General features: G+C 62.5%; 21 protein-coding genes. 14 read left to right on the forward strand and 7 right to left on the reverse strand.

The genetic code is table 11. The features are described from left to right. Positions 1 to 7: 7 nt before the first annotated feature. A complete protein-coding gene (locus tag ACS3QZ_RS12525; protein WP_456038125.1) occupies positions 8 to 1,900 on the reverse strand; it encodes an ABC transporter substrate-binding protein in 1,893 nt (630 codons plus the stop codon). Beyond that, positions 1,893 to 3,671 carry an ABC transporter ATP-binding protein gene (locus ACS3QZ_RS12530; protein WP_456038126.1) on the reverse strand — a complete coding sequence of 593 codons (1,779 nt, stop codon included), beginning with the start codon at positions 3,669 to 3,671 and terminating at the stop codon, positions 1,893 to 1,895. The genes ACS3QZ_RS12525 and ACS3QZ_RS12530 overlap by 8 nt, the downstream gene beginning before the upstream one ends. 230 nt (positions 3,672 to 3,901) lie before the next feature. Here ACS3QZ_RS12530 and ACS3QZ_RS12535 point away from each other — a divergent pair, with 230 nt between their 5' ends. The 8 genes from ACS3QZ_RS12535 to ACS3QZ_RS12570 all read left to right on the forward strand — a co-directional run bounded on the left by ACS3QZ_RS12535 (position 3,902) and on the right by ACS3QZ_RS12570 (position 11,524). Then, positions 3,902 to 4,393 (forward strand): class I SAM-dependent methyltransferase, encoded by a 492-nt coding sequence (locus ACS3QZ_RS12535; protein ID WP_456038127.1) that lies wholly within the window; start codon positions 3,902 to 3,904, stop codon positions 4,391 to 4,393. A 192-nt stretch (positions 4,394 to 4,585) separates the two neighbouring features. Next, complete coding sequence (locus ACS3QZ_RS12540) at positions 4,586 to 5,812, forward strand: aminotransferase class I/II-fold pyridoxal phosphate-dependent enzyme (protein WP_456038128.1); 1,227 nt, start codon at positions 4,586 to 4,588, stop codon at positions 5,810 to 5,812. Positions 5,813 to 5,816: 4 nt separating this feature from the next. Then, positions 5,817 to 6,449 (forward strand): DUF4833 domain-containing protein, encoded by a 633-nt coding sequence (locus ACS3QZ_RS12545; protein ID WP_456038129.1) that lies wholly within the window; start codon positions 5,817 to 5,819, stop codon positions 6,447 to 6,449. After that, positions 6,446 to 7,567 carry an inositol-3-phosphate synthase gene (locus ACS3QZ_RS12550; protein ID WP_456038130.1) on the forward strand — a complete coding sequence of 374 codons (1,122 nt, stop codon included), beginning with the start codon at positions 6,446 to 6,448 and terminating at the stop codon, positions 7,565 to 7,567. Before ACS3QZ_RS12545 ends, ACS3QZ_RS12550 begins: the two co-directional genes overlap by 4 nt. Beyond that, positions 7,567 to 8,361 carry an SDR family oxidoreductase gene (locus ACS3QZ_RS12555; protein WP_456038131.1) on the forward strand — a complete coding sequence of 265 codons (795 nt, stop codon included), beginning with the start codon at positions 7,567 to 7,569 and terminating at the stop codon, positions 8,359 to 8,361. The genes ACS3QZ_RS12550 and ACS3QZ_RS12555 overlap by 1 nt, the downstream gene beginning before the upstream one ends. After that, the gene (locus ACS3QZ_RS12560; RefSeq protein ID WP_456038132.1) at positions 8,358 to 9,242 is read left to right on the forward strand and encodes a phosphatidate cytidylyltransferase; all 885 of its coding nucleotides are present in this window, start codon (positions 8,358 to 8,360) and stop codon (positions 9,240 to 9,242) included. Before ACS3QZ_RS12555 ends, ACS3QZ_RS12560 begins: the two co-directional genes overlap by 4 nt. Before the next feature lie 39 nt (positions 9,243 to 9,281). After that, positions 9,282 to 10,397 carry an LptF/LptG family permease gene (locus tag ACS3QZ_RS12565; RefSeq protein ID WP_456038133.1) on the forward strand — a complete coding sequence of 372 codons (1,116 nt, stop codon included), beginning with the start codon at positions 9,282 to 9,284 and terminating at the stop codon, positions 10,395 to 10,397. Beyond that, positions 10,394 to 11,524 carry an LptF/LptG family permease gene (locus ACS3QZ_RS12570; RefSeq protein WP_456038134.1) on the forward strand — a complete coding sequence of 377 codons (1,131 nt, stop codon included), beginning with the start codon at positions 10,394 to 10,396 and terminating at the stop codon, positions 11,522 to 11,524. Before ACS3QZ_RS12565 ends, ACS3QZ_RS12570 begins: the two co-directional genes overlap by 4 nt. Positions 11,525 to 11,528: 4 nt before the next feature. Here ACS3QZ_RS12570 and ACS3QZ_RS12575 read toward each other — a convergent pair whose 3' ends face one another. Further along, positions 11,529 to 12,281 carry a phosphocholine cytidylyltransferase family protein gene (locus tag ACS3QZ_RS12575; protein WP_456038135.1) on the reverse strand — a complete coding sequence of 251 codons (753 nt, stop codon included), beginning with the start codon at positions 12,279 to 12,281 and terminating at the stop codon, positions 11,529 to 11,531. 88 nt (positions 12,282 to 12,369) lie between these two features. On the opposite strand from ACS3QZ_RS12575, the gene ACS3QZ_RS12580 reads away from it, so the two are divergent. Continuing rightward, positions 12,370 to 13,032 carry a CDP-alcohol phosphatidyltransferase family protein gene (locus ACS3QZ_RS12580; RefSeq protein ID WP_456038136.1) on the forward strand — a complete coding sequence of 221 codons (663 nt, stop codon included), beginning with the start codon at positions 12,370 to 12,372 and terminating at the stop codon, positions 13,030 to 13,032. Then, a complete protein-coding gene (locus ACS3QZ_RS12585) occupies positions 13,029 to 14,138 on the forward strand; it encodes a glycosyltransferase family 4 protein (RefSeq protein ID WP_456038137.1) in 1,110 nt (369 codons plus the stop codon). The genes ACS3QZ_RS12580 and ACS3QZ_RS12585 overlap by 4 nt, the downstream gene beginning before the upstream one ends. On the opposite strand, the gene ACS3QZ_RS12590 is transcribed toward ACS3QZ_RS12585, so the two are convergent. Continuing rightward, on the reverse strand, positions 14,135 to 15,112 hold the full coding sequence (locus ACS3QZ_RS12590) for a stealth family protein (RefSeq protein WP_456038138.1): 978 nt from the start codon (positions 15,110 to 15,112) through the stop codon (positions 14,135 to 14,137). The genes ACS3QZ_RS12585 and ACS3QZ_RS12590 overlap by 4 nt on opposite strands. Positions 15,113 to 15,258: 146 nt before the next feature. Here ACS3QZ_RS12590 and ACS3QZ_RS12595 point away from each other — a divergent pair, with 146 nt between their 5' ends. Together ACS3QZ_RS12595 and ACS3QZ_RS12600 are read left to right on the forward strand one after the other, a co-directional pair. Continuing rightward, positions 15,259 to 16,824 carry a xylulokinase gene (locus ACS3QZ_RS12595; protein ID WP_456038139.1) on the forward strand — a complete coding sequence of 522 codons (1,566 nt, stop codon included), beginning with the start codon at positions 15,259 to 15,261 and terminating at the stop codon, positions 16,822 to 16,824. Continuing rightward, on the forward strand, positions 16,821 to 17,429 hold the full coding sequence (locus tag ACS3QZ_RS12600) for a CDP-alcohol phosphatidyltransferase family protein (protein ID WP_456038140.1): 609 nt from the start codon (positions 16,821 to 16,823) through the stop codon (positions 17,427 to 17,429). The genes ACS3QZ_RS12595 and ACS3QZ_RS12600 overlap by 4 nt, the downstream gene beginning before the upstream one ends. Here ACS3QZ_RS12600 and ACS3QZ_RS12605 read toward each other — a convergent pair. The 3 genes from ACS3QZ_RS12605 to ACS3QZ_RS12615 are packed head-to-tail and all read right to left on the reverse strand — an operon-like array spanning position 17,414 to position 20,938. Beyond that, complete coding sequence (locus ACS3QZ_RS12605; protein ID WP_456038141.1) at positions 17,414 to 18,172, reverse strand: Frag1/DRAM/Sfk1 family protein; 759 nt, start codon at positions 18,170 to 18,172, stop codon at positions 17,414 to 17,416. The genes ACS3QZ_RS12600 and ACS3QZ_RS12605 overlap by 16 nt on opposite strands. Further along, positions 18,169 to 19,926, reverse strand: coding sequence for a cyclic peptide export ABC transporter (locus ACS3QZ_RS12610; protein WP_456038142.1), 1,758 nt, complete (start codon positions 19,924 to 19,926; stop codon positions 18,169 to 18,171). The genes ACS3QZ_RS12605 and ACS3QZ_RS12610 overlap by 4 nt, the downstream gene beginning before the upstream one ends. 7 nt (positions 19,927 to 19,933) lie before the next feature. Beyond that, positions 19,934 to 20,938 (reverse strand): glycosyltransferase family A protein, encoded by a 1,005-nt coding sequence (locus ACS3QZ_RS12615; RefSeq protein ID WP_456038143.1) that lies wholly within the window; start codon positions 20,936 to 20,938, stop codon positions 19,934 to 19,936. A gap of 83 nt (positions 20,939 to 21,021) precedes the next feature. Between ACS3QZ_RS12615 and ACS3QZ_RS12620 the strand changes: the two genes are divergently transcribed. Together ACS3QZ_RS12620 and ACS3QZ_RS12625 are read left to right on the forward strand one after the other, a co-directional pair. Next, a complete protein-coding gene (locus tag ACS3QZ_RS12620) occupies positions 21,022 to 22,638 on the forward strand; it encodes a glucosamine inositolphosphorylceramide transferase family protein (RefSeq protein WP_456038144.1) in 1,617 nt (538 codons plus the stop codon). Between the two features lie 100 nt (positions 22,639 to 22,738). Then, positions 22,739 to 24,286 carry a trimethylamine methyltransferase family protein gene (locus ACS3QZ_RS12625; RefSeq protein WP_456038145.1) on the forward strand — a complete coding sequence of 516 codons (1,548 nt, stop codon included), beginning with the start codon at positions 22,739 to 22,741 and terminating at the stop codon, positions 24,284 to 24,286. Positions 24,287 to 24,346 lie beyond the last annotated feature (60 nt).

The following is a 24,346-nucleotide window of genomic DNA, read 5'->3' on the forward strand; positions in this document are numbered from 1 at the left end:
AGTGTTGCTAGTCCTCAAAATAGAATTCGTCGGGGCGGTGCATGCCGAAATGGGCGCCGGGCGACCACGCCCAGATTGCCTTTTCCGGCACGTTTTTCAGGCGGTTGGACACCACCACGGGCTGGGGGGCCGAGTTCAGGATGCCAATGGCAAAGACCTGATCGGCGTGGATGTCGATCATCTCCTGCCAGGCCTGCCCGCGCTCAACAGCGGTATAGGCGCGGTTCCACTCTTCGGCCAGCTCGTTCAGGCGGATCGCGGCGGGCATGTCGGGCGGTTCGCCCGCATCACCGTTGGTCTGGTGGTACTGGCCCCATTTCGGCCAGGCAAAGAACTCCTGGTGATGCGGGGCGACGTAGGAGGGCGATGTGTAGGTCTGGGGAATTCCGTTGTCCCAGCCGAACCAGACCGCCGCCATGGTGTTCCCCGAATAGACACGGTTGCGCAGGATATCGCGCTCCAGCGGGCGCATGATCAGCTTGATCCCGATGTCTTTCCAGTTGTCGATAATGATCTGGAGCGCGTTTTCGACCTCTTGCCGCTCACCGGCGGTTTCGACCACGATCCACATCGGGCGCCCGTCAGGCAGCTTGCGATAGCCGTCCTTGTCCCGTTCAGTCAGGCCCATTTCGTCGAGGATCGCGTTGGCCTGATCGACGTCGTAATCGGCCCATGCCTTGCGGTTTTCTTCCTTGTAGAAGGGGCTGATCGGAAGCACGGTCATGGCGCCTTCCTTGGCGAGGCCGAAATACAATCCCTTGTTGATGATCTTGCGGTTGATCGCCAGCGACAGGGCGCGGCGCAGGCGGACGTCACGCATCATCTCGCGCCAGCCGTCATCGTTGTAGTTCAGGTTGAGGTAGATCGCGATCTGCGAGGCGGTACCGTTGCCCCAGAGATGGGTGGTGTAATTGCCGTTGGCCTCGCCCTTCTTGAGGATCGCGGTATCCTTGAAATCCAGCCCGCGCGCCTGAAGGTCCACTTCACCTGCGTTGGCCTTGGCGGCAACCAGTCCCGGCGCGACGACCTGCATTTCCACGACGTCGACATATGGCAGTTGCACGCCGTTGGTATCGACCCGATGATAATATGGGTTGCGCACGAACAGGAACCGGCTCTTGCCGTCCTTGGTGGCCAGCATCCACGGTTGCAGCGTGGGCAGGTCCGGGTTGTCGAACTTGTACATGTTGTCGCTGCGATTGTGCAGCGCAGGCCAGCTGCGCACGCGGGCTTCGTAGAGCAACTCGTCAAGCTCTTCCTCGTTGGCATATTTGGCGTGCAGCTTCTTGAGAAAATGCGCCGGGCGATAGATGAAGGGCGGGCGCGCCTCGGCAAGGGATTGCAGGAACTGCGGGTTTGGCTTGGACCATTCGTAGATGATGGTGGTTTCGTCGGGGAAGGTCACGGTGGGCAATTCGCCCTCGACCCGCAAGAAATCGACCGGGCCGGAGGGAGAGAGCAGTTCGTTGTTGGCGACGTCCTCCCACCAGTAGCGGAAATCCTCGGAGGTGAACGGGTGGCCGTCCGACCAGCGATGACCCGCGCGCAGGTGCATGGTGAACTTACGGTCATCCTCGATGTCGATGGCCCGGAGAATATCCGGGACGATCTCGTAGCGGGCATCATAACCCACGAGGCGGGCATAGCCGTAGACGACCATCTGGCGCACGTCCTTGGCCCGCGTGACCATGGTGCGCAGGGTGCCGCCCTGCTGGCCAAAACTGCGCCCCTTGCGCTCAAGATCGACAATGAGCGGTTCGGACGGAACGCGGTCCGCGACGGGTGGCAGATTGCCAAGATCGACCTCGGCTTTCCAAAAGGCGCTTTCCTGCACCTCGGTCGCCCCGGCCAGCGTGGCGGACAGCGACATGGCAATGGCAAAGAGATGTTTCTTAAACATGGCGACGTACCTTGTGGCCCGGCCCGGTTTCGGTGAGCGGCGGCGCATTCAGACCGTCAAAGCGGAACGCCTCGGGCCATGTCGAAGGTTCCCCGGCGCCCTGCGCCACGATCCTGAGGTTGATCGGGCGGTTGATGTCCGGTTCCGGCTGCGCCGCGATAAGCGCCTTGGTGTAGGGGTGTTTGGGATCGTAGAACAGCTGGTCCGGCGGCCCCTGTTCCACGACAAGACCAGAGCGCATCACCGCGACCTCATCGGCAATCCGTGCCACAACGGCAAGGTCGTGGGAAATGAACAGGTAGCTCAGGTTGAGCCGGTCGCGGATTTCCTCAAGCAGGGTCAGCACCTGTTCCTGCACCGACACGTCCAGCGCCGAGGTGGGTTCGTCACAGACAAGGAAAGTCGGCCCCAGCATCAGGGCGCGCGCGATCGAAAGACGTTGCCGCTGGCCACCGGAAAAGGCGTGCGGATAGCGGGTCAGCATGTTCTGGGACAGCCCGACCCAGCGCAGCATTTCGGCTGCGCGATCCATGCGTTCGGACGTGTTGCCGATGCCGTGGATCTCCATCGGCTCCATCAGCGCATCCTTGACCCGCATCCGGGGATTGAGCGTGGAATAGGGATCCTGAAACACCATCTGCGCCTTGCGCTGGAACGCAAGCCGTTCGACATTGTCCAGCTTTTGCAGGTCCACCGGTTCAGCGCCTTTTTCCGAGCGGAACAGGATCGACGCGCCGGGATCAGCACGTTCCGCGCCCAGCGCCATGCGGGCGCATGTGGTCTTGCCCGAGCCGGATTCACCGACGACTGCGAGGGTTTTGCCGCGCTCGACACCGAATTCGATACCACGCACCGCGTGCACAACGGTCTTGGGTTTCCACGGCGAGGATCCCTTGAGCGTGAAGGTCTTGGAAACATCGCGCATTTCGAGGATGTAGTCGCGCTCGGTCTCCTTGCCCTTGTCGACCGGGGTTGCCGGGATTTCGGGCGCGGCGGCCATCAGATCGCGGGTATAGCCATGCTTGGGATCACTCAGCACCAACGGCGCGGGGCCGGATTCCATCACGCGGCCCCGGTTCATCACCACCACGCTGTCGGCCATGTTCGCCACAACCCCGAGGTCATGAGTCACGAGGATCACGGCCATGCCATATTCCTGCTGAAGGTCCTTGATCAGCCCCAGCACCTGCGCCTGCGTGGTCACATCCAGCGCGGTTGTCGGTTCGTCGGCGATCACCAGTTCGGGCCGGCCCACCATGGCCATTGCGATCATGGCCCGCTGACGCATCCCGCCAGACAATTCGAAAGGATAGCTGTTGTACACGCGCTCCGGGTCTTTGAAGCCGACCCGTTCGAACATGGCCAGTACGCGCTTGAGCTGCTCGCCCTTGCCCATGTGCTTGTGCAGGCGCAGCACCTCGGTCACCTGATTGCCGATCTTGTGCAGTGGTGAAAGGGAGCGCATCGGCTCTTGAAAGATCATCGAGATGCGTTCGCCGCGCACCCGGCACATCTGCCGTTCGCTACGCTGCATCAGGTCGATGGGGGTCGCCCCCTCGGGTCCGGCAAACAACACCTTGCCCGACCGCACCTGGGCCGCCGCAGGCAAGATGCGCAGCGCTGCGCGGCAACTCAACGTCTTGCCCGAGCCGCTTTCCCCAACCAGCGCGAGCGTCTCGCCGGGTTTCACCGAAAAACTGACATCGTCCACGACAGGTGCGGCGTTATCAAAGCCGATGGTCAGGTTTTCAACAGTCAATAATGCGGTCACACCAATTTCCCCTGACGCGCCCGGATATTCGCCCTGACAAGCAGGTGGACGCTTTTTTTGCGAGTGAACATGATTATCCGCGTTGTCGCAAGCTTCTAGCGCCTTGATGGACGCAAGGGCGCGACAGTTTGATGACTTTTGATCAGAGGTGATTTGCCGGACCCACGTGGGGGTGACATCCGGTCGGGAACTGGTCTAGGAGATTGAAGACCGCAAATCAGGAGACCCGCATGAGCCGTCTGGACGTTTTCATCAACAGAATGGTGTCACAGCGCGCCAGCCTGAATTTCGCCGCCGACCAGACGAAGGGCATGGATGGTCCTGTTTTCGAGCTTGGCCTTGGCAACGGGCGCACCTTTGATCACATGCGTGAGATCATGGCGGGGCGACCGATTTACGTGTTCGAGCGCAAGGTCGAATCCAACCCGGCATCGACACCAGAACCAGAGATGACCATTCTTGGCGACGTGCGTGAAACGCTTCCGGCGGCGCTGGAGCGGTTTGGCGCGACGGCCAGCCTGATCCACGCCGATCTCGGCGGCCACAACCTTGAGAAAAACGACCGCTTCGCGCGCGAAATCTCGCCGCTTATCGAACCGATGCTGGCCGTGGGCGGGCTCATGGTGTCGTCGGACCGGATGTACTTTGATGCCCTGACCGAGCTGCCAACCCCGCCCGGCGCGGTTGAAGGGCGGTGTTTCGTCTATCGCAAAGATAAGTGACCTTGTGGGAAAACGGGTGTTTTTGCCCAGGGCGCGGGTGAAATTTGTGGCCTCCTGCCACTTGGGACTTCATATTCGCGCGGCAACGGATTAGGGATTGCCGCAATTAGCGGGTTTTTTTTGGCAGTTCGTTTGAGCGCGAACCAGATCACGCGCACCAGATTGATTGAATACTCCGAAACGGGGACGTACATGGAAAGCAAGACCTCAAGCTTCTTGAAATTCACCGAGCGGTTTTTTCGCCTTGGCGGTGGCTTCCTGATCGAAGAGGACAACCCGTATTTCGTTGCCACGGACATGCTCGAGGACATGAGCGACCAGTGGCCCGACGGTTATCTGTCGATGGCCCATTACGACTATCTTGGCCTGATGCACCACCCCGAGACCACCGAGGCCGCCAAGGCCGCCATCGACCGGCACGGCACCGGTGCGGGCGCGTCGCGTCTGGTGGGGGGTGAACGCATGGCGCACCGCGCCTTTGAAGAGGAAATGGCCGAGTTCCTTGGCGTGGGTGGGGTCATGACGATGATCTCGGGCTATCTGACCAATGTGAGCGTCATCGGGCTTTTCATGCACCATAAAGACCTGATCGTGGTGGACGAGCTGGCGCATAACTCGATCATGGTGGGGGCACAGGGAGTCCGGGCGGATGTCGTATCCTATCCGCATAACGACCTTGATGCGCTTGATGCGCTTTTGCAGGAGAAACGCGGCAAGTATACGCGGGTTCTCATCTGTACCGAGGGGCTGTTCTCGATGGACGGGGACATCACCGACCTGCCGAAGCTTCTGGAGATCAAGGAACGCCACGACGCCTGGCTCCTTCTGGACGAGGCACATTCCTATGGTGTGCTGGGCGCGACGGGGCGCGGTTTGTGCGAGCATTACGGCGTTGACCCCGAGCGGATCGAATTGTCCGTGGGCACTCTCTCCAAGAGCTTTGCCTCGGCGGGCGGGTTTGTCGCGGGCAACAAGGCGGCAATCGACGTCATGCGTTTCGGCGTGCAGGGCTTTATCTATTCGGTCGGCCTTCAACCGGCGACGGTGGCCAGCTCGCACCAGGCGCTGCGCATTCTGCGCCGCGAGCCTGAACGGGTCACGCGCCTGCGCGAAAACTCCGTCATGTTCCTGAACAAGGCGCGCGAGGCCGGGTTGAACACCGGCACTGCCGTCGGCGAAGCGGTTGTGCCGATCATGTTCGATACACCGATGGAATGCCTGCAGGTTGCCAAGAAGCTGATGGATCAGGGGATCTATGCCCCGCCCGTCATCCAGATCGGCGTTCCCAAGGATCTGCCGCGTATCCGGTTCTTCATTTCCGCAAGCCACACCGAGGCCGATATCGACCGGGTGATCAATGCAGTGGTCGAGGCCTCGGGCGGCGCCCATGCGGCACGGAATCGTCTAAGCGCGGAGTAACGGCATGCCACGGTTGCGTCACCTCCCATTGTCATTGGCCCTGTTTCTGGGCCTGACATGGGTGTTGAGCGCGCTGGTGCCGCAGGAGGTCGAGGCCAAGCCTCGCCTGATCTGGGGCGAAAGCAAGACGACAAGCCAGCTGCCGGTCGCAAAAAAGGGTTTTCCGCATCCCAAGGACCGACATCAGCTGTTTTTTGTTCAACGCACGATGAACGCCAATACCGTGGTCTATGCCGCGAAGTTCGATGCCAACGGCATGCTCGACGCGCGCCGACCGATCGTCGGCTATTGGCGCCGCTACGAGGAGCAGGGGCAAACCATGGCCCTGCGCTGGTATGAACGTGTCTTCGGATACGGCGTCCGCACGCGGCGCCATGCCAACGGGCGGGACTTTGTCGTTTCCTTCAATGCGATGCGCACCGAGACGCTCGAACTGCGCCAGACCGGACCTTTTCAGGCCGCGCTATGGACACGGCGCAACAATCGTGATTTTGAGCTGGTCTATGGGTTTCTCGATCTTGATGAAGGCGGTGTACTGCCCCGGGTCGAGCGCCTGCGCCTTTATACGACGGATCCGGCGACGGGCCGTTATGTCACACACTTGATTGCCGTTTCCGGTGGAGAATACCACGAATGACTTCTCAGACGACGCCTACGCCCATCCGCACCGTGATCGTGGGTGTTGGCAACTGTGCCAGCTCGCTGATTCAAGGCGTTTCCTATTGCAAGGCCATGGGCGATGACGCTGTTGGTGTGAGCTTCCCCGACCTTGGCGGGTATCGCCCGCAAGATATCGAACTGGTCGGGGGCTTTGATGTTGACCTGCGCAAGGTCGGCAAGCCGCTTGGCGAGGCCGCCTTTGCCCAGCCCAACTGCACCGAGAAATTCTATACCAAGCTGGACGATCAGACCGCGCAGATCTTTCGCGGACCGGATCTTGATGGCGTGGCCTGGCATATGCTTCAAAACCCCGAGGACCGGTCGTTCCGCCTGTCGCCGGAACCGGCGCTGAGCAAGGCCGAGGTGGTCGACACACTCCGCAGCCTGAATGCGGAAGTGATGATCATCTTCCTGCCCGTCGGCTCGCAAAAGGCCGTTGAATTCTATGTCGAATGCGCGCTGGAAGCGGGAGTGGCCGTTGTGAACGGTATCCCCGTCTTCATCGCCTCGCACCCGGTCTGGGCCGAGAAATTCCGCGCTGCAGGCGTGCCGATCCTTGGCGACGATTTCAAGGCACAGTTCGGCGCGACCATCGTGCACCGCACCCTTGCCAACCTGGCCAAGATGCGCGGCGTCGAGATCGACCGCACCTATCAGCTCAACGTCGGCGGCAATACCGACTTCCTGAACATGACCGAACAGGAGCGCCTGACCAACAAGCGCGAAAGCAAGACCGAAGCGGTGCAGGCCGTGCTCAACACCCGTCTGCAGGACGACGACATTCGCATTGGCCCATCCGACTACGTGCCGTGGTTGAATGACCGCAAGGTCGCCTATGTGCGCATGGAAGGCCGCCTGTTCGGTGGCGCGCGCACCAATATCGAAGTACGTCTTGATGTCGAGGACAGCCCGAACGCGGCCGCAGAGGCGCTGGTCGCGATCCGTCTGGCCAAAATCGCACGTGATCGCGGCATGGCCGGGCCGATTGTCGACGCAAGCGCGTTTCTGTTCAAGCATCCCCCCGAACAGATCGAAGACACCGACGCCCATGACGTGATCCTGAATTTCGCCCAAGGGGGCGAGGCGGGCGCCTGATGCGTCCGGCCTTTATCACCGGCGGGTCCAGCGGCATCGGTTTGGCCGCTGCGATCCGATTGGCGCAAAAAGGCCACGACATCGCGCTTTTTGCACGCGACCCGAGCAAGCTTTCGGCGGCGCGTCTGGCCATTCTGAACGTCGCGCCATCCTGCGATGTGCGCGAATTCCCTGTCGATGTCAGCGACCGCACCGCGATCATGGCCGCCGTGGAAGAGGCCGTGGCCGCGCTTGGTGCGCCCGAGGTGACGATTGCCAGCGCCGGGATCGCGCAGCCGGGGTTGTTCAGCGACCAGAGCCTAGATCTGCATGAACGGCAGATGGCCGTGAACTATTTCGGTGCGCTCTATTTCGTGCGCGCCCTGACCGAGCCAATGGCCGCGGCTGGTGGCGGACAGATTGGGTTGGTTTCGTCGGGCGCGGCGTTTTTTGGCATCTATGGCTATGGCGCCTATGCGCCGTCCAAATTCGCCCTGCGCGCTTTGGCGGAAATCCTGCATCTCGAACTTGAGGCGCAGAAGATCAGCGTCACGATCTGCTATCCGCCGGACACGGACACGCCAATGCTGGCCGCCGAGATGGAAACCAAGCCCGCCGCCACCGTGAAAATCTCGGAAGGGGGCGGATTGTGGACCCCTGAAGACGTGGCCGACCGCATGCTCAAGGGCATGGCGCGCGGTCGCCCGGTCGTTGCGCCCGGTTTCCAGATGGCGGGGCTGCACTGGTTTACAAGCCTGATCGCACCCGTCCTGCGCTGGCATCAGCGCCGCATCATCCGCAAGTATGGCCCATGAGCGGTTTGTCGATTGAACAGGTGGCGCTGGCGGCGGCTGGGCTTTTGGTCATGGGCTATGTCCTGTTGGGCCTTGTCTGGGTGTTTCCGAAAACCCGCGCCACGGGGGCCGAGCTTCTCAAGGTGTTCACCAGCGCGACGCTGATCGCGTCGATCCTGATCGGGGCCGCCCTTGCTGGCACGGTGGGGGTAGTCGCACTGATGGTGCTGGTTGCTTTGCGGGCCGGGTATGAGGCGGGCGCGGTACGGCTTGGCGCGGGGATGGCCGCAAAAGGCATGGCCGTTCTGGCGCTCGGGCTTTGCCTTGCAGCCATGGTCGAACCCTGGGTCGCCGTGGCGATGGCGGGTTTGTGGCCGCTGCTGCTGCTGCGCCTGCTGATGGCACAGGGCGCGGACAGCGCCGCGCGCCGGATCGTGGACCTCATGGTCTTCCCGGTTCTGCCAATGACGCTTCTGGCGTATGGCACAGTACAGCCCGAGCTGCGGGTGACGATGTTTGCCGCCTATGCCATGGTCGAGATTTTCGACAGTTTTGCGCTCTTGTCGGGCAAGCTTTTTGGCCGGCGCAAGGCGTTTCCGGTGCTTTCACCCAACAAGACGATCGAGGGACTCATCGGCGGGGCAGTGAGCCTGTGCCTGATCACCGCGCTGGTCGCGCCGATGCTGTCGCTGCCGCTGAGCCTGTCTGTTGGGGCCGCCGCCATGGTGGCCGTTCTGGCCATCGCGGGGGATTTGGCCGCGTCGCGGCTCAAGCGGATGGCCGGGGTCAAGGATTACCCGGTGGTGCTGCGCCGCCAGGGGGGCGTGCTGGATTCGCTGGATAGCTGGATCGCGGCGGGCGGCGGGCTGGTGGCGCTGCATTTCGTCCTGACCCTGCTGTAACGGGTTGTCTGGGATGGCTGCAACGGGGACACTCGCGCCATGAGACTGTTCGCATCGCTCTTTCACATTCTGGGTCTGCCGATCTTGATCCGCCTGTTGCTGATCCTTGCGGCGGTGGAGGCCATTTTTCTGGCCGAGAGTTTCACGACCCTGATGGAAGAGGCCCTTCGCAATGACGCGATGGCGGCGGATGTCGGGGTGCTGCTGGTATTGCGGATGCCCCGGATTGCCGATCTTGCATTGGCGATCGGCGTGTTGATCGCAGTCTATTTCGTGGTGTCGGATGCCCGGAGCCGTGGTGAGCTGGTGATCCTCGCCTCGGCCGGCGTGCGTTGGAGCCGGATCGTGCAACTGGTTCTGATCCTGGGCCTTCTGGGCGGCGCGGTCAGCTTTGCCACCGCCGGCTTTCTGTCGCCCATGGCGCGCTATGCCAGCCGGATCAAGATGGCTGAACTGCGCCGTGATCATATCGTATCGCGAATTGAACACGCCGGCCCTCTGGAAAGCCTGCAAACAATCCGCGACGTGACCTTCATCGCCACCCCGCCGCCCGACAGCCTGACCCGGCATGGTCAGCTGTTCATCTTTCAGCCGGATGTGGACGGACTGTGGCGGGCCATGCAAGCGCGCAACTGGGTCGTGACCGACCCGGACGACAAAGGTCAGCGCAAGATCGAGCTCGAGGATCTGTCCGCCTATGAAGGCGCCTATCCCGCCCCGGCACGCCCGATGCGGTCGATCAGCACCTTTGCCGTCCGCTCCGCCGATTTTGCCTTTGGCATGTCCGATGTGACCTCACCGCCCAAACGCGAACGCAGCCGGGCGGAACGCATACTTGACATCTCGACCGAGGAAACGCCGCGCCTTGCGCGGGTCATGGCGCGGGCATTGATGGTGCCGACGGCCGCATTGCTGGCGCTTGCGGCGGTGGTGGCCGGAGGGGGCGGTCTGGCACGATTCGTGGCCCTGCCGCTGGCGGCGGTCCTGCTGATGAGCGGGGATGTCATGGCGCGCGCGGTTGTGGTTGGCATCAGCGCGGATATCGGGCTTGCGCTCACGGCGCTGTTGTCCTTTGTCGTTTATCTCGCACCGCCGCTGGCCTATCTCGCCTATCGCGGCGAAACATTGATGATCCCGCAGGGGCGCGGCGCATGAACTGGCGGGCACATACCGGGCTGGCCGTGCGGGCGATGGTGCGCGCCTATCTTCTGGCGATTGGATTTGTCCTCTTCACGCTGCTGATCATCGCGCTGACCATCGACCTGACCGACACGCTGGAACAGGTCCGCACGCGCGCCGATGACACCGACACGCCGCTTTGGCGTCTGCTGTTTCCCTATGCGGGCTACCGCGCCGTCGATATCATCACCCGGCTTCTGGGCATGGCGGCGCTGATCGGCGCGGGCGTGGCGACGGTGTTGCGCCATCAGCGCATGGAGGATGTTGTCCTCTCAGCCGCCGGGTCGGGGCCGTCGCTGACATTGGGAGCACTGCTGATCACCGGGCTGTTGACCGGTGCCGTGCAGGGCACATTTCAGACATGGCTGCGTCCCTGGGCGGTGCAGCAACAGGTGGCATTGCAGTTGGGCAGCTATGGAGAACGCTTTGCCGAGACCCACCTCAGCCACCGCTGGTTCGTGGACGGCGGGCGTGCGCTCCGGGCCGAGGTGACGCGCGGCGCCGAGCCGGGGCTGCGCGACCTGCACCTGTTTGAAGGCATTGATCAACCCGCGCTGACGCGAGTGCTGACTGCCGAGACCGCAGAGCCAACGGCGCGGGATGGCATCTGGGTCCTGCAGGGGGTGACATTGTGGGACCGGGCGGCGGGGATCGGCAATGCCACAACAGTGCTGGACGAGATGGAACTGGCCTTTCCGCTCAATCAGGAGAGGGTCAAGTGGTACGGGGTCGGCGCGCATTACGTTCCGGTCAGCGCGCTGAACCAGGTGGCACGGCTCAAAGGTACCGGTGCGGCGGATGACGCCGCGACCGAACTGGCCATTCGCTATACGGCGTTTTTCCTGCCCGGTGTGTTTGCTCTTCTGGGGATGTCGCTTGCGATGGCCGCACGACAGGTCCGGCGGCTGGCACCGTTCCGGCTCTTGCTGGTGGCGACGCTGGGCTATGTCACGCTGGTGTCGGTCAAGGTGTTCTGGGCCCTGGGCAGTTTCGGACGTCTGCCGCCCTATCCGGCGGCGCTTGGGCCGATGGTGGTGGCTGTGCTTCTGGCCGTTCTGCTGCAATTGCGGCAGGCAGGCTATCTGCAGATCCAGCGACGATAGAGGGTCAGCCCACCAGTCCGTCCCGTTCAAGAATCATGGGCCAAACGGTATTCATCGCGCGGGCGAACATGGTCTCGTCGTCGATCTCGGTCCATGCCAGATCGTCGAGCAGAACCGCCTCGATGTCGGTGTCCCGCGCCAGTTCGATCACCGCTTCCTCGTAATCCGCCTTGGGGTCCTGCGCCAGCACCGCGCGCCCTGCGTCGCGCAGGCGCGCAACCTCGGGCGCGGCGAAACAGGTGATGCCCATCAGCTCGCCAAAATGCGGCTGCGGCTGGGCGTTGATGTTCTTGGACATTGTGTCAAAGGCCGGAGTTCCGTTCACGCCGGGGCGCGACCAGACATAGACCTCGTCCGTGGCGTTGGTCTGGCCTGACACAATTAGGCGGGTTTCACCTGCGGCCACGGGTGACAGGGCGCGCGATTCGTAAATCACGTCCGATTCGAGCAGCACCACATGCCCGTCCAGTTCTTCAAGCCCGGTCATCAGCGATTGCAGGCTGCCGGTCTGATCATAAAGCGGGTTGTGGATCAGCTCGACCCCGGCATGGTCGTCAAACGCGGCGCGGTACTGGTCATCCAGATGGCCGGTGACGATGCGTACGGCCTCGATCCCGCGCGCCTGCAAAAGCGCAACCGAACGCGCCACCAGCGGCACGCCGTTGATTTCCAACAGCCCCTTGGGAGTCAAGCGGCCCCGAGGCCCCATGCGAACACCGCGTCCGGCGGCAAGGATAAGTGCGCTCAAATCAGCCATGTTGTCCGCTTCCAAAACCCTCTAAGAACGGGGCGGACCCTAAGTGAGGTCCGCCCCAACCGCAAGAAGGCAAAAGAGCACCCGTCCTATGCGCTATTCCCTGCGACATGTGTTTGAAAGCAACCGTGAAACAACGCGCGAAGAGCGGCTGACCAACTGGTCGGTGTTCCTGCTTTACCGCTGGCCCGGCATGATCATGGCGTGGCTGTTTCTCATGATCCCGCTGACTCCGACCCGCGTCACGAGCCTGATGTTGATCCCGGTGGCGCTGTTGCCGCTGAGTGCGCTGTTCCTGCCGTTGTCCGGGGCCGGGATCGTGGCCTGTGCGCTGGCACTTCTGATCTTTGCACTGGACTGTGCGGACGGCGCCATGGCGCGGGCCAGTGGCCAGAGTTCCGCCGCCGGGGCGCGGTACGACTTCCTGCTCGACATGTTCACCTGGGGCGTACTTTACGCCTCCATGGGGATTCTGGCGGACCGGATGGCCGAGGGTGGCACCTTCTGGACCATGATCGGGTTCGCCGCGGCCTGGCTGCGCCTGTTTGCCCGCGTCTGCAACGACCGCGCCCCCGAGACCGATGCGCCCTCCGCGCTGCCGCGTATCTGGAGCGCGACCTGGTTTCTTGACGGGTTGAGCGGGCTTATCCCCTTGTGTCTGCTGTCCGGTTCCTTGATGCCGGCCGCAATCATCGCGGTCATGATTTACAGCATCGGGGACGTGGTTTTTGCGCTGAAGCGGGTCATCGAATGAAAATTGTCCAGATCACACCCTATGCCATGAACCGGCCTGGCGGGGTCCAGAGCCATATTCGTGACCTGAGCGCGTGGCTGCGAGAACAGGGGCACGAGGTCCGAATCGTGGCACCCCCGGGTCATGCCGACCTGCCCGGTCTGAAGACCCTTGGCAATTTCCGCAATATCGCGGTGCACGGCACCCGTTTCGAGATCAGCCGCGCGCGGCGCGACGAGGTGGCGACCTGTGTCGAGGAACTGCGCAACTGGGGCGCCGAGGTGGTGCACCTGCACACGCCGTGGACACCCATGATGCCATGGCAGGTCTGGAGGGCACTGGAGCTCCCGGCGATTGCCACATTCCACGCCACCCTGCCCGCCAAAGCCGGGCTTGACCCGCTGGCATGGTTCCTGCGCCGCAGCGCGCATTACTTCAACAAGCGGCTCAAGACGGTGATCGTGCCGTCAAAAGCGCCGCAGAACCAGTGGGCGGCAAACAAGGTCGCCCCCCTGCCCCGCATCCTGCCACCTGCGGTGGATCTGTCGGCATGGCGCGCCGCCGGAGAGGCAGCACCTCTGGCGCAGGGGCTGCGCGCGGTCTACATGGGGCGGCTTGAAGAGCGCAAGGGCGTGGCCGTACTTCTTGAAGCGTGGAAGCGTGTGCATGAAGAACGCCCCGACGCAGAGCTGATCGTGGCCGGTGCCGGTCCCGAAGAAGGGTTGCTGCGCAACCAGATCAAGCATTCCAACATTGGCGGCGTCACTTTTTGCCCCCCTCCCGATCAAGCTGGCGCGCACGCGCTTGTGGCGGGGGCCGACCTGTTCATTGCCCCGGCCCTGCATGGCGAGAGTTTCGGCCTAGTTCTGGCCGAGGCGATGGCGGCGGGGACCGTGCCGATTGCAGCGGCAAATACGGGCTACGCCACGGTGCTAAGCGGCCCCGGACAAGAGTTGCTGGTGCCTCCGGGAGAGACCTGGGCACTGACCCGCAAGATACTGGACATGGCCGAAAACCCTGCGCGCCTTGCCCAGATGCGCCGCTGGGCGCTCAGCCAGGCACAGCGATTCGACGTGCGCACGGTCGGACCGGCCTATGAGCAACTCTTGGCAGAGGCGCTCGGTTAACGCTCGAACCGCGAGGGGGTGGGAAACTCGCGCTCCAGCCAGCGCCGCACCAATCGTTCCACCCGCTTGTTGGGACGAGGGCCAAAGCTGTCGTTCAGCGTGTAGCAGAACGGCGCGCGGCGCTTCATGTTCCAAAGCTGGAACCATGTCCATGGCAGCACGTTTTCCAGCGAGGCATACCCTTCCATCGCCGCCGATTCCTCGGGGGTGCAGGGCACCGCCGCGCCCTGTTCGACCATGGCGTGCGGGTAAAAATACTCGAGCGGCAGGTTTGATCCGTCGCGAAAGCGGGTGACGCGGGTCTTGGCGAAATCTTCGGAAAACTGCTCGATCAACCCGGCAACGGCGGATTTGTCGAACAGGCGCGGACCATGAATCGCATAGGCGCGCGGCTTGTCCCCCCACGTTTCGTTGAGCACCCGGTTGGCATTGGCAAGCGCATGGTTCCACGGTCCATCCTTGACCGGATCAAGCGCATCGGCGTTTTTTGTCGTCTTCTGCTTGAAAAACGAGATCGGCATGCCGTCGCGCTGCATGGCCTGCAACAGGCCGGGACGCGCCAGCATCATGTCATCTTCGAAAAACAGGTACTGGTCACTCAACCCGGGCAAAAGATGCACATGGGACATGATCGAAAAGGAATTGAAGGTCGGCTGAATGGCCGGATCCATGATCGCATCGTGGTGCACCAGCCGCAGGTCCGGGTGCTCGGCGTTCAGCCATGGGGGCACTTGCGGGCGCTGCGTGAAAAGGTAGAGATGGCGCATCTCGGGTAGGTGCGCATCCAGCGACCGCAGGCAATAGCGCAGCAATTCGAGATTGTCGCGGGTGCGGTTGGGGTTGGTGTCATGCGTGGTGCGCGCATATTGCGCCAGTTGCGCCTGGTAGCCGTCGAACTGGTCATCGACCCACATGATCGCCACGTCGGTTTTTTCGCCCGGATTTGAGGGAGATTGAGGGGTCGTACCAGTCATTTCTGCATATTTGCGCCCATCCGCCGCCGGGGCAAGCGAATAACACCGCAATGTCCCGTTGCAATGGCAGGGAGAACCATGCCAGACCGGACACCACCGCCACGGACCTTTTCGGCGGCAGGCAGGCATCAATTGGGAACGACATCTTGGCCAATGGCGATCTGGTGATTTCGGCGGATTTCGGCACTTCGGGCGTCAAGGTCGGGGTGGTCGACAGCGATCTGAACATTCTCGCGCGCGTAACCGAAACCTATCCGCTTGCGCTGGGTGGCAACGGGTTTGCCGAACAGAATCCCGAAGACTGGTGGGCCGGGTTTGCCCGCGCGGTCGCTGCGCTTCACACGGAGTTGCCTGATCTCAGGAAACGCGTCGGCGCCATCGTGTTCTGCAGCCAGGTCTGCAGTGTGATCTGCGCCGATGAGAACGGCACCCCACTGCGCCCCTGCCTGACATGGATGGACAAACGCGGCGCGGCGGTCGGCAACAAGTTGATTGGCGGATTTCCCAGCGTGCATGGGTATCGCGCCGACAAGGGGTTGATCTGGCTAGCATTGGCCAACGGCGCCCCGGCCAAGAATGGCATGGACCCGACAGCCAAATTTGTCTGGGTGCGCGAGAACGAACCCGAGATCTGGGCCCGGACACGCTGGCTGTTGGATGCGCGTGACTGGCTGGTGGCGCGGGCGACCGGGGAAATCACCTCCTGCGCTGAATCCGCCAACCTGACATGGGTGATGGACACCCGGCGCGGGCGCGAGGGCTGGTCCGAACGCCTGTGCAAGATGGTGGGTGTGCCGATAGATCGGATGCCACCCATCGTCCAGGGTGATGCGCGTGTAGGTGGCCTGACCGAAAAGGCAGCGGACGAACTTGGGCTGGACCGTGATGTGGATGTTCTGGGCGGCACGATTGACGTCACTGCCGCCGCGCTGGGGGCGGGCGAAGTCGAAGACGGCGCGCTGCATATCAGCGTGGCGACAAGCGCATGGATCGCCGGGTTCTTTCCGGGCCGGCGGCTCAGCGTGCCACATTCCTTTGCCACGATCACCTCGGGGCTGGACTATCGCCCACTGCTGATCGCGTCTCAGGAAAACGCCGGGTCGGCCATGCAATGGGTGGTCGAAAACACCGGGGGCGACATGCAGGACGCGCTGCAAACGATGGGCCCGCTCATGGCGGATGACCCGGTGTTCCTGCCCTGGATGACGGGGGAACGGGTCCCGGTGGATGATCGCCGCCTGCGCGGCACGTTTCACGGGCTCGGACTACATCACGATACGGATGCCCTGCGCCGCGCCGCCGTGGAGGGCGTCGTGCAAAACCTGCGTTGGGCCTTTGGCCTTGTGTCGCGCCAGCGAGGCGCGCGTCAGGACGGGCCGGTTTCGCTTGTCGGGGGGGCGGCGGCCACGCCGGCCTTTGCACAGATGCTCGCTGATGCGCTTGACCGCGAGGTGCGCGTGGGCGAGGCGCGCCATGCCGGGATGCTGGGGGCGGCCACGCTGGCCGCGCCGGTCATGGGCTGGGCCGACAGCGCCACGCAGGCCGCCGCCCGCCTTGGCCAGCGCGCCAGCGCGATCTATACACCCGACCCGGTCCGGGTCGACCTTATGGCGCTCCGCGCTGAGCGACTGAACCGGATACGCCCGGACATCGTGCGCAGCTATCGGCGAAACGGTGGGCACGGGGATGAACAAGGGACGTTTGAGCCATGATTGACGGGCTGTTGAAAGCAAAGATCGACCCGATCTGGGAATCCATGTCGACACCGCTGGTCAAGGCAGGCATGACCCCGAACCAGGTCACATTCGCCGGGCTGGTCCTGATCCTGCTCGCGTCGGGTGCGTTCCTGCTGCATGGGTCACCGCTGATCTACGGGCTGAGCCTTGCCGTCGCCTTTGCCTTTGACGCGCTGGACGGGGCCGTGGCACGGCGGCGGGACATGCGCTCGATGGCGGGGGGCTATTTCGACGCCATGGTCGACCGCTACCAGGAACTCGCCGTGCTGGCGACGATTGCACATGTCTATGACCAATGGCCGCTGGCGCTGGCCTGTTTCTCGGGCAGCGTGATCACTTCATATGCCAAGGCGCGCACCGCCATCGAGATCAAGATCAGCAACGAGGACTGGCCCGATTTCTTCGAACGACTGGAGCGGGTGATTTACCTCTGCGCGATGCTGATCCTTGCCGGGGTTCTTGGCCCTTGGGTGATCTGGGTCGGCCTTGCCGGGTTCGCAATCCTGTCCCATGTCACGGCGTTGCAACGGGCGCGGCGCGCGACCGGGCTGTTGCGACAGGTGGATCAGGACGGGCGGTAAACACCCAGCGTCACCAGGCAATCCGACACCCAGCTCAGCAAAAAGAACAGAAACGACGAGATCAGGATCAGCTCGGTCGTGACATAGGCCATGTAGAGCGCATCGTTCCATGGCGAGAGATCGATCCCCTTGACGATGAACAGCCCCAGATACACCACCGACAGGGCGTAAGGCACCAGAACGTAATAGCGCCGGAAACGGCAACTCGATCGCGGCAGAACCCGCTGTGCGCCATCAACCCCGTCATGCAGGTTCGACAGGTGTGAACCGACAAACACCACCCCTGCCTGTGAAAAGAAGAACAGGTAGCTGCCCACCATGTGCATTTCGTGGTGATCGGGAAAGCGGAACTGGCTGAGCATGATCATGCCCGTCGAAGCCAGCGCCTGAAGGCCGACGGTCGCGATGGAAAAAACCGTGATCCATTTTAGCTGGCGCGGATCGACACCGGGCTGTCGTGCAAGCCGATTGCGGAAGTAGCTGGTGAACAAAAGGATGGACAGGAACAGCGCCGGGGCGCAGATCAGCATCCAGATCGCAAAGGGATCCCCCACGGACGGCTCTTCAAGCGCGCGGCTGATCGTGGGGGGCGAATGCGCGATATAGTCGGGGCGCAGCTCCGCAAAGGCCCAGCGCGAGGTATAGATCTGTTGGTTCACCATGGTCACGACCAGCAGATTGCAGGCGATGGCCACCCAGAGAAGCAGGATGTCGCGGCGCGCGGGCAGCGGCAGGGACGTCATGATGCGACCTTTCTGGTCTGACGTTCATCCGACACCACGCGGCCGCCTTCCATCTTGATCAGGCGGTCACATTTGCCGAACTGGTGGTCATCATGGGTGATGGCCAGAACAAGCTGTCCGGTAGCCGCCAGTTCCGGCACCAGCACATCGTAAAAGAACGCCCGGTTGGCGGGGTCCTGATCGGCGGCGAATTCATCCAGCACGATGATCGGGCGCTGTTCCGCCAACGCCACGGCCAAGGCAAGTCGACGGCTTTGTCCGGCCGACAGCGAGGTCGAGGAAAAGCGGTCTTCGCGAAGCTTGACCCGCTCGGACAGGCCCAACTGCGTGATCCGCCGGTCAAGTTCCGCCAACTCACCGTCATCCATGCCATATGCCCGGTCAAACAGGTGAAAGCCGCTGAACACGCCACAGAACAATTCGCGATAACCCGACGTCGTCTCGTCATCAAGCACATGCCCATCGAGCAGGATTTCGCCCTTGTCCGGGTGCCGCAACCCAGTGATCAGAGAGAGAAGCGTGGTCTTGCCCGAGCCGTTACCACCGCAGATGAAAACGGTTTCACCGGGTTCAAAGGCAAGGTTGATCGGCCCGAGATGAAAGGGTTCGGCATCCGGTTTTCCGGGTTCACGGATCGTGGCCCGCACTTCACGCAGTTCGATCCGCTCAAAGCGGTCCGGCACCGCGCCGCCCCCGAACAGAACGTTGGACTGGGCTGCGGACAGCCGTTCCTCGACATTCTGGATCTTGTAATAGGCGTTCTCGGCGCGTGACAGGCGGGGCATCATGTTGAACATCTGTTCGATGGGACCGTTTGTCAGGAACACGATGGTCAGCACCTGGAACATCGTGGTCGTGTCCCCACCCTGAAGCAGCGGAATGGCGATCACCACGAAACACAGCAACAGCACGATGGCGGACTGCCCCACCAGCGTGCTCGCAGAATAAAGCGTCTCCGATTTCCGATGGCTGTCCACATTGTCCGAAATCGCCTGCATCGTGACGCCTTCAATCGCCTCGCGGCGGGTCTGGCGCTGGCGCAATTCGCGCCAGCCCGAAAGCATGTCTCCGATGCGGTCGCAATAATTGGCAAAGGTCTGGGACGCGCTGGCGTTGTGGCGCCGCGCCGGCAGGTCAAGAAGGAGATACCCTGCGATGCCGATCACGACGGCGAAAACCGCTGCAAGACCGGCCGCCCAGGACACATAGAACAGGTAAGGCACGGCAATGAGCAGAACCACGACGGCCTCGATCGCCTCGATCACGTTGATCACGGCGCCGGAAAGCTCCCCGACTTCGCGGGTGGCTGCGGAATAGACCTCGCCCCGGGGGCTGGAACTCAGGAAATCGACATTGGCCCGCAGCAGTTGATGCGCCATGCGCATCCGCAGCCGGGCCATGATCCGGGTAATGATGCCAAAGGCGCGCAGGCGTTGATAATAGCTAGCGACAAGCATCGTCAGCGCCGACACGATCAAAAGCCAGATGCTCCAGCCAAATCCCTCGTCGAAATTCTGCGCGGTTTCATTGATGGCAAAGATCATGCCCGAGCGGCTGATACTGGCCAGCAGGGTCAGAAGCACGATCGGATCGCGTGCCACGCCGCTGGTAACTGTCAGGAACCGGATCACGGTCATGCGGCGCCGGAACAGGGCTTTGAGGCCGCGCTCTTCCGGTCCGGGAATTTTCCTGAGTTCGATCGACACGTTACCCTCGGACGTCATGGCCGGAACGCTATCGGGTTTGCCTGCCATGTACCAGTCACCTTTTGGCCGGGCCGCCCACCTGCCAACGGTCGGCATAGTGGCGGATGGCCTTGGAATTGTTGCGGTCCTCAAGTGCGCCGTTGCCCCGGTTCAGATTGCCCAGCGCGGTGGCCTTGTAATGCACCGCATCGGCCTTGGGCAGAAAGCTCAGCCCCTTGCAGGGCAACACCCGGCGCGGCACGTGACAGAGCGCGCTGGAGCGCACATCATCCGCCAGAAACGCGGCGCGCGGCGTGTCCGAGAAATCGGTCAGCTCCTCAAGGTCAAAGAACCGGGGCTGCACCGCATAGCCGAAAACGCCCATGAACACGTCAACGGGAAACAAGCGACGCTGGCGATGGCCGCGCACCGGGGCGGAAGGCTTCTGCAGGATGTTGCTCAGGATGGTGGTCGGACGGTCCAGATAGTCCTCGGGCACCACCCATCCGGCCATGGTCAGCGCCGTGTTGGGATGATCCGCCATGCCTTTTTCAAACGTCTCCAGAAAGTCGCGCGGATAGATACGGTCATCATCCACCACCACGATCACCTGGTTGGGCGCGGCATCAAGCAGGGTCGGGATGAGCTTTGTCGCAGGCCCCCAGTCACGGCCCCGGCGGATTTCGAGAAAGGCCAGGCCTCTCAGCGCCTCGGGGATCACGTAAGGCTCGTCCTCGCGCAGAGATTCATCCGGTACGTTCAGCACGATCTTCTTCGGCGGGCGCGACTGGTCGATCAGCCCCTTGAGCACCGTCTCAAGCCGCGAGATGCGGCTGGGGATGGTGGTCAGAGACACGATGAGGTCCGACGTCTCGCCCGCCTGCCAACGCTGGTCCAGATCCTGCAGGGACAGGCGTGAAAGGCGGCGTTCACGCAGAAGGTCGGGCAACAATCGCTCCCCTTCAAAGAGGTGATGCAGCCAATAGGCCATTCCCAGCGCCACCACGATTGCCGCGATAAAAATCAACACCTTGCCCCTTGTCGCCCCGGCTTGCTCTGACCCGGAATGAAATCTGGTCATTCCCGGTCCGGCCCGGTTAAATGCTTGTTAGTGCAAATAACCCCGGGTGCGCCGCGATGCAAAGGCCGAATGATGCAATTTTTGTGACAGGCGCGGACGCAACCTATGCCCGGACCCTGCATCAGCTTTTGCGGGCGGTGGCGCGCAAGGGCTGGAACCGGGATATGACGTGGGTCGCCTATGATCTTGGCATGCGCGCCGATCAGCGCGAAAGGCTTGAAACGCATTTTGACTGGGTCACGTTCCGCACGCTCGATCTTGCCGCCCTGCCCGGCCATTACGTGCCTGCAGAGGGCAGCTATGCATGGAAACCTCTGATCTTCTGGGATGTGGTCGAGGCCGCAGACGGCCCGGTGATCTGGATGGACAGCGCCAACCTGCCCCATGGGGCGCCTGACGGGATGCTGGCCCATATCCGCGCGCATGGGCTTTACCTTTTGCGCGGACAGGCGCCGTTGCAGGAGCGGTGCGATCCCAAGGTGCTTGAGGCACTGGACGTACCGCGCTGGACATGGGGCATGCGGGAATGCGTTTCGGGGCTGGTCGGCGTCGATGCGGGCAATCCCGAGATGCGCGAAATCATGAAGCGCTGGTGCGCGCTGGCCGAAGAGCCCGAGATCATGCGCCCGAAAGAGCCCATTGAGCGGCACATGCACGATCAGGCGGTGCTGAACGCGCTGGTCGCCGAGCGGGTCTGCAAGGGCGAGATCGTGCTCCCGGAAAAGGACGTCGATATCTCGTCGGGCCGCCCGGCACGGTTCCTGTCAACCCGCAACAAGGTCAAACCGGACGCGCCGTTTTGGCAGGACAGATGGATACGCGCGCGTTACCGTATCGCCAAGGTGGTCGATCAATTCCTGCATCGGCTGGATGCATTCCATCTCGACCACGATCCGTTCTGGCGCATGTGGGGGGAGAAATTCGTGGTGATGACCCGCGATGGCGCAGGCGCGCCAGAGGAACTCCCCTGCCCGTTTGGACATTATTATGCCGATCCGTTCCCGATCGAGGAGAACGGAGAGACATGGGTGTTTGTCGAGGACCTGAATTACTGGAAAGACCGGGCGACGCTGGCCGCGATCCCCTTGCACGGCAATCGCAAGGCCGTCCCGATACTCGATCCCGGCGTACATGCGTCGTTTCCCTTTCTGTTTCGCCATGACGGGCGGCTGTGGATGTTGCCCGAGACTTGCAAGAACGGGCGGTTGGACCTCTATGAATGCACCTCCTTCCCGGACGGATGGCGATTGCACCGCTCGATCCTGACCGGGGTGAACGCTGCGGACAGTGTGGTTTTCGAACGTGACGGGCGCTGGTGGTTGATCACCTCGATGGAATCGCCGTTTTCGGGCGGGGCTTACCGCGCGCTGGCGATTTTCCACACGGATGACCCGATTGACGGCGATTGGCAGGCGCATCCCGTCAACGCAGAGGGGCGCGAGATCACGGCGCGCCATGGCACCGGGCGCAATGCGGGGGCCGTGTTCGAATGGCAGGGCCAATTGATAAGGCCCGTGCAATCGAGCCGGGAATATTATGGTCAGGGCATGGAACTGCGCGCGATGACGCTGACGCCCGAGCATTTCGAAGAAGAGGTGATCGAGACCCCGCCCCACCTTGAGATGACGCGTGGCGAAGGCGTGCATCACATGGCGCAGCTCGGCACCCGGATCGTCTGGGACCGGCGCACGCGCCACTGACGGCGGCGTCGTTTCCTGCAAACCCAGTTCGGTTTCCGGTCAGTAACCCGGCGAAACACCGATCTAAGCTGAAGGCGTTCCAGTCAACGGGAGATGCCTCATGGCTCTTGATTCCCGCCGCCGTTCCGGCGGCCGCTCCGCCCGTCGTGCCGCGCGTTCGGCACATGATTTCACGATGCTGCCCGGCCTGACCAATACCCTGCCGCGTTGCGAAATCATGGACGGGGCACAGGTCGAACGGATCGACGCGGCTTCGATGGACATTCTTGAGAATGTCGGCGTGGTGTTTCGCGATGAAATCGCGCTGGCCGATTGGCGCAAGGCCGGCGCGCGGGTCGAGGGCGAGACCGTGTTCCTTGATCGCGGCCTGGTGCGCGAGCTGATCGCGACCATCCCGTCAGACTTCACCTATCACGCGCGCAACCCGGCCAACAATGTGCGCCTTGGCGGGCGGCATGCGATGTTCGTGCCCATGACCGGCGCACCGTTCCTGCGTGATCTGGACAACGTGCGGCGCAACCCGACGCTGGATGATCTGGCGATGTTCCACAAGCTGAGCCACATGATGCCCGCCCTGCATTCCAGCGCCCATCACATCGTCGAGCCCTATGATCACCCGATCAGCCAGCGGCACCTGCGTATCACCTATTCCTCGATGAAGTATTCGGACAAGACCTTCATGGGCATGACCACCAGCCCGAAGAACGCCGAAGATGTTCTGGACATGTGCGCTATCCTGTTTGGCGAAGACTTCATGGAAGAACACCCTGTCACCACCGGAAACTGCAACGGCAACAGTCCCCTTGTCTGGGATGAAACCATGCTCGGGGCGATGCGCGCCTTTTGCCGGCGCAACCAGCCGGTGCTGTGCTCGCCTTTCGTGCTTGGCGGCGCCAATACGCCCGCCAGCGTGGCGGCCTCGGTGGCACAGCTCAATGCCGAAGCGCTGAGCGCGCTGGCCTATACGCAGGTGATCCGCAGGGGCGCGCCAGCGATTTACGGGCATTACCTGTCGACCGTCAGCATGAAGTCGGGCGCACCGATGGCCGGGACGCCCGAGATTTCCCTCATGAACTTCATGATCGGCCAGATGGCGCGGCATTACGGCGTGCCGTGGCGCACGTCGAACACGCTTGGGGGGGCCAAGACCTTTGACGCGCAGGCCGGATACGAAAGCGCCACCACGCTTTCGGCGGTGATGCATGCGGGCGCAAATTACATCTGGCATTCCGCCGGGTGGAACGAAGCGGGCATGCATTGCTCGGTCGCCAAGTTCATCGTCGATGCCGAACAATGTGCTATGGCCTATCGTATGGCCGAGGGCGTGAACTGGGCCGATTTTGACCAAGCGCTTGCCGCGGTGCCGGATGTCGGGCCGGGCGGGCATTACCTTGGCCATCCGCACACACAAGAGAATTTCCAAACCGCGTTCTTCATGCCCGAGATGTTCGACAACAACTCGATCGAGCAGTGGATCGCGGAAGGGTCGGTCGAAATTACCGAACGGGCGCTGACCCATGCGCGGAATCTGCTCAACGCCTATGAAGAGCCGCTGCTGGATCCCGCCAGGGACGAGGCGCTCCGGGACTATATTGCGCGGCGCGAACGGGAAATCCCGGCGGCAGACGCCCTGAACCAGGACTTTTAAAGCGGACGCAAGCAGCGATTGCCAAATCAGATTCGGGCGCGCAAAGTCGCCAGACACGCT

This window comes from Shimia sp. W99 (assembly GCF_053851455.3).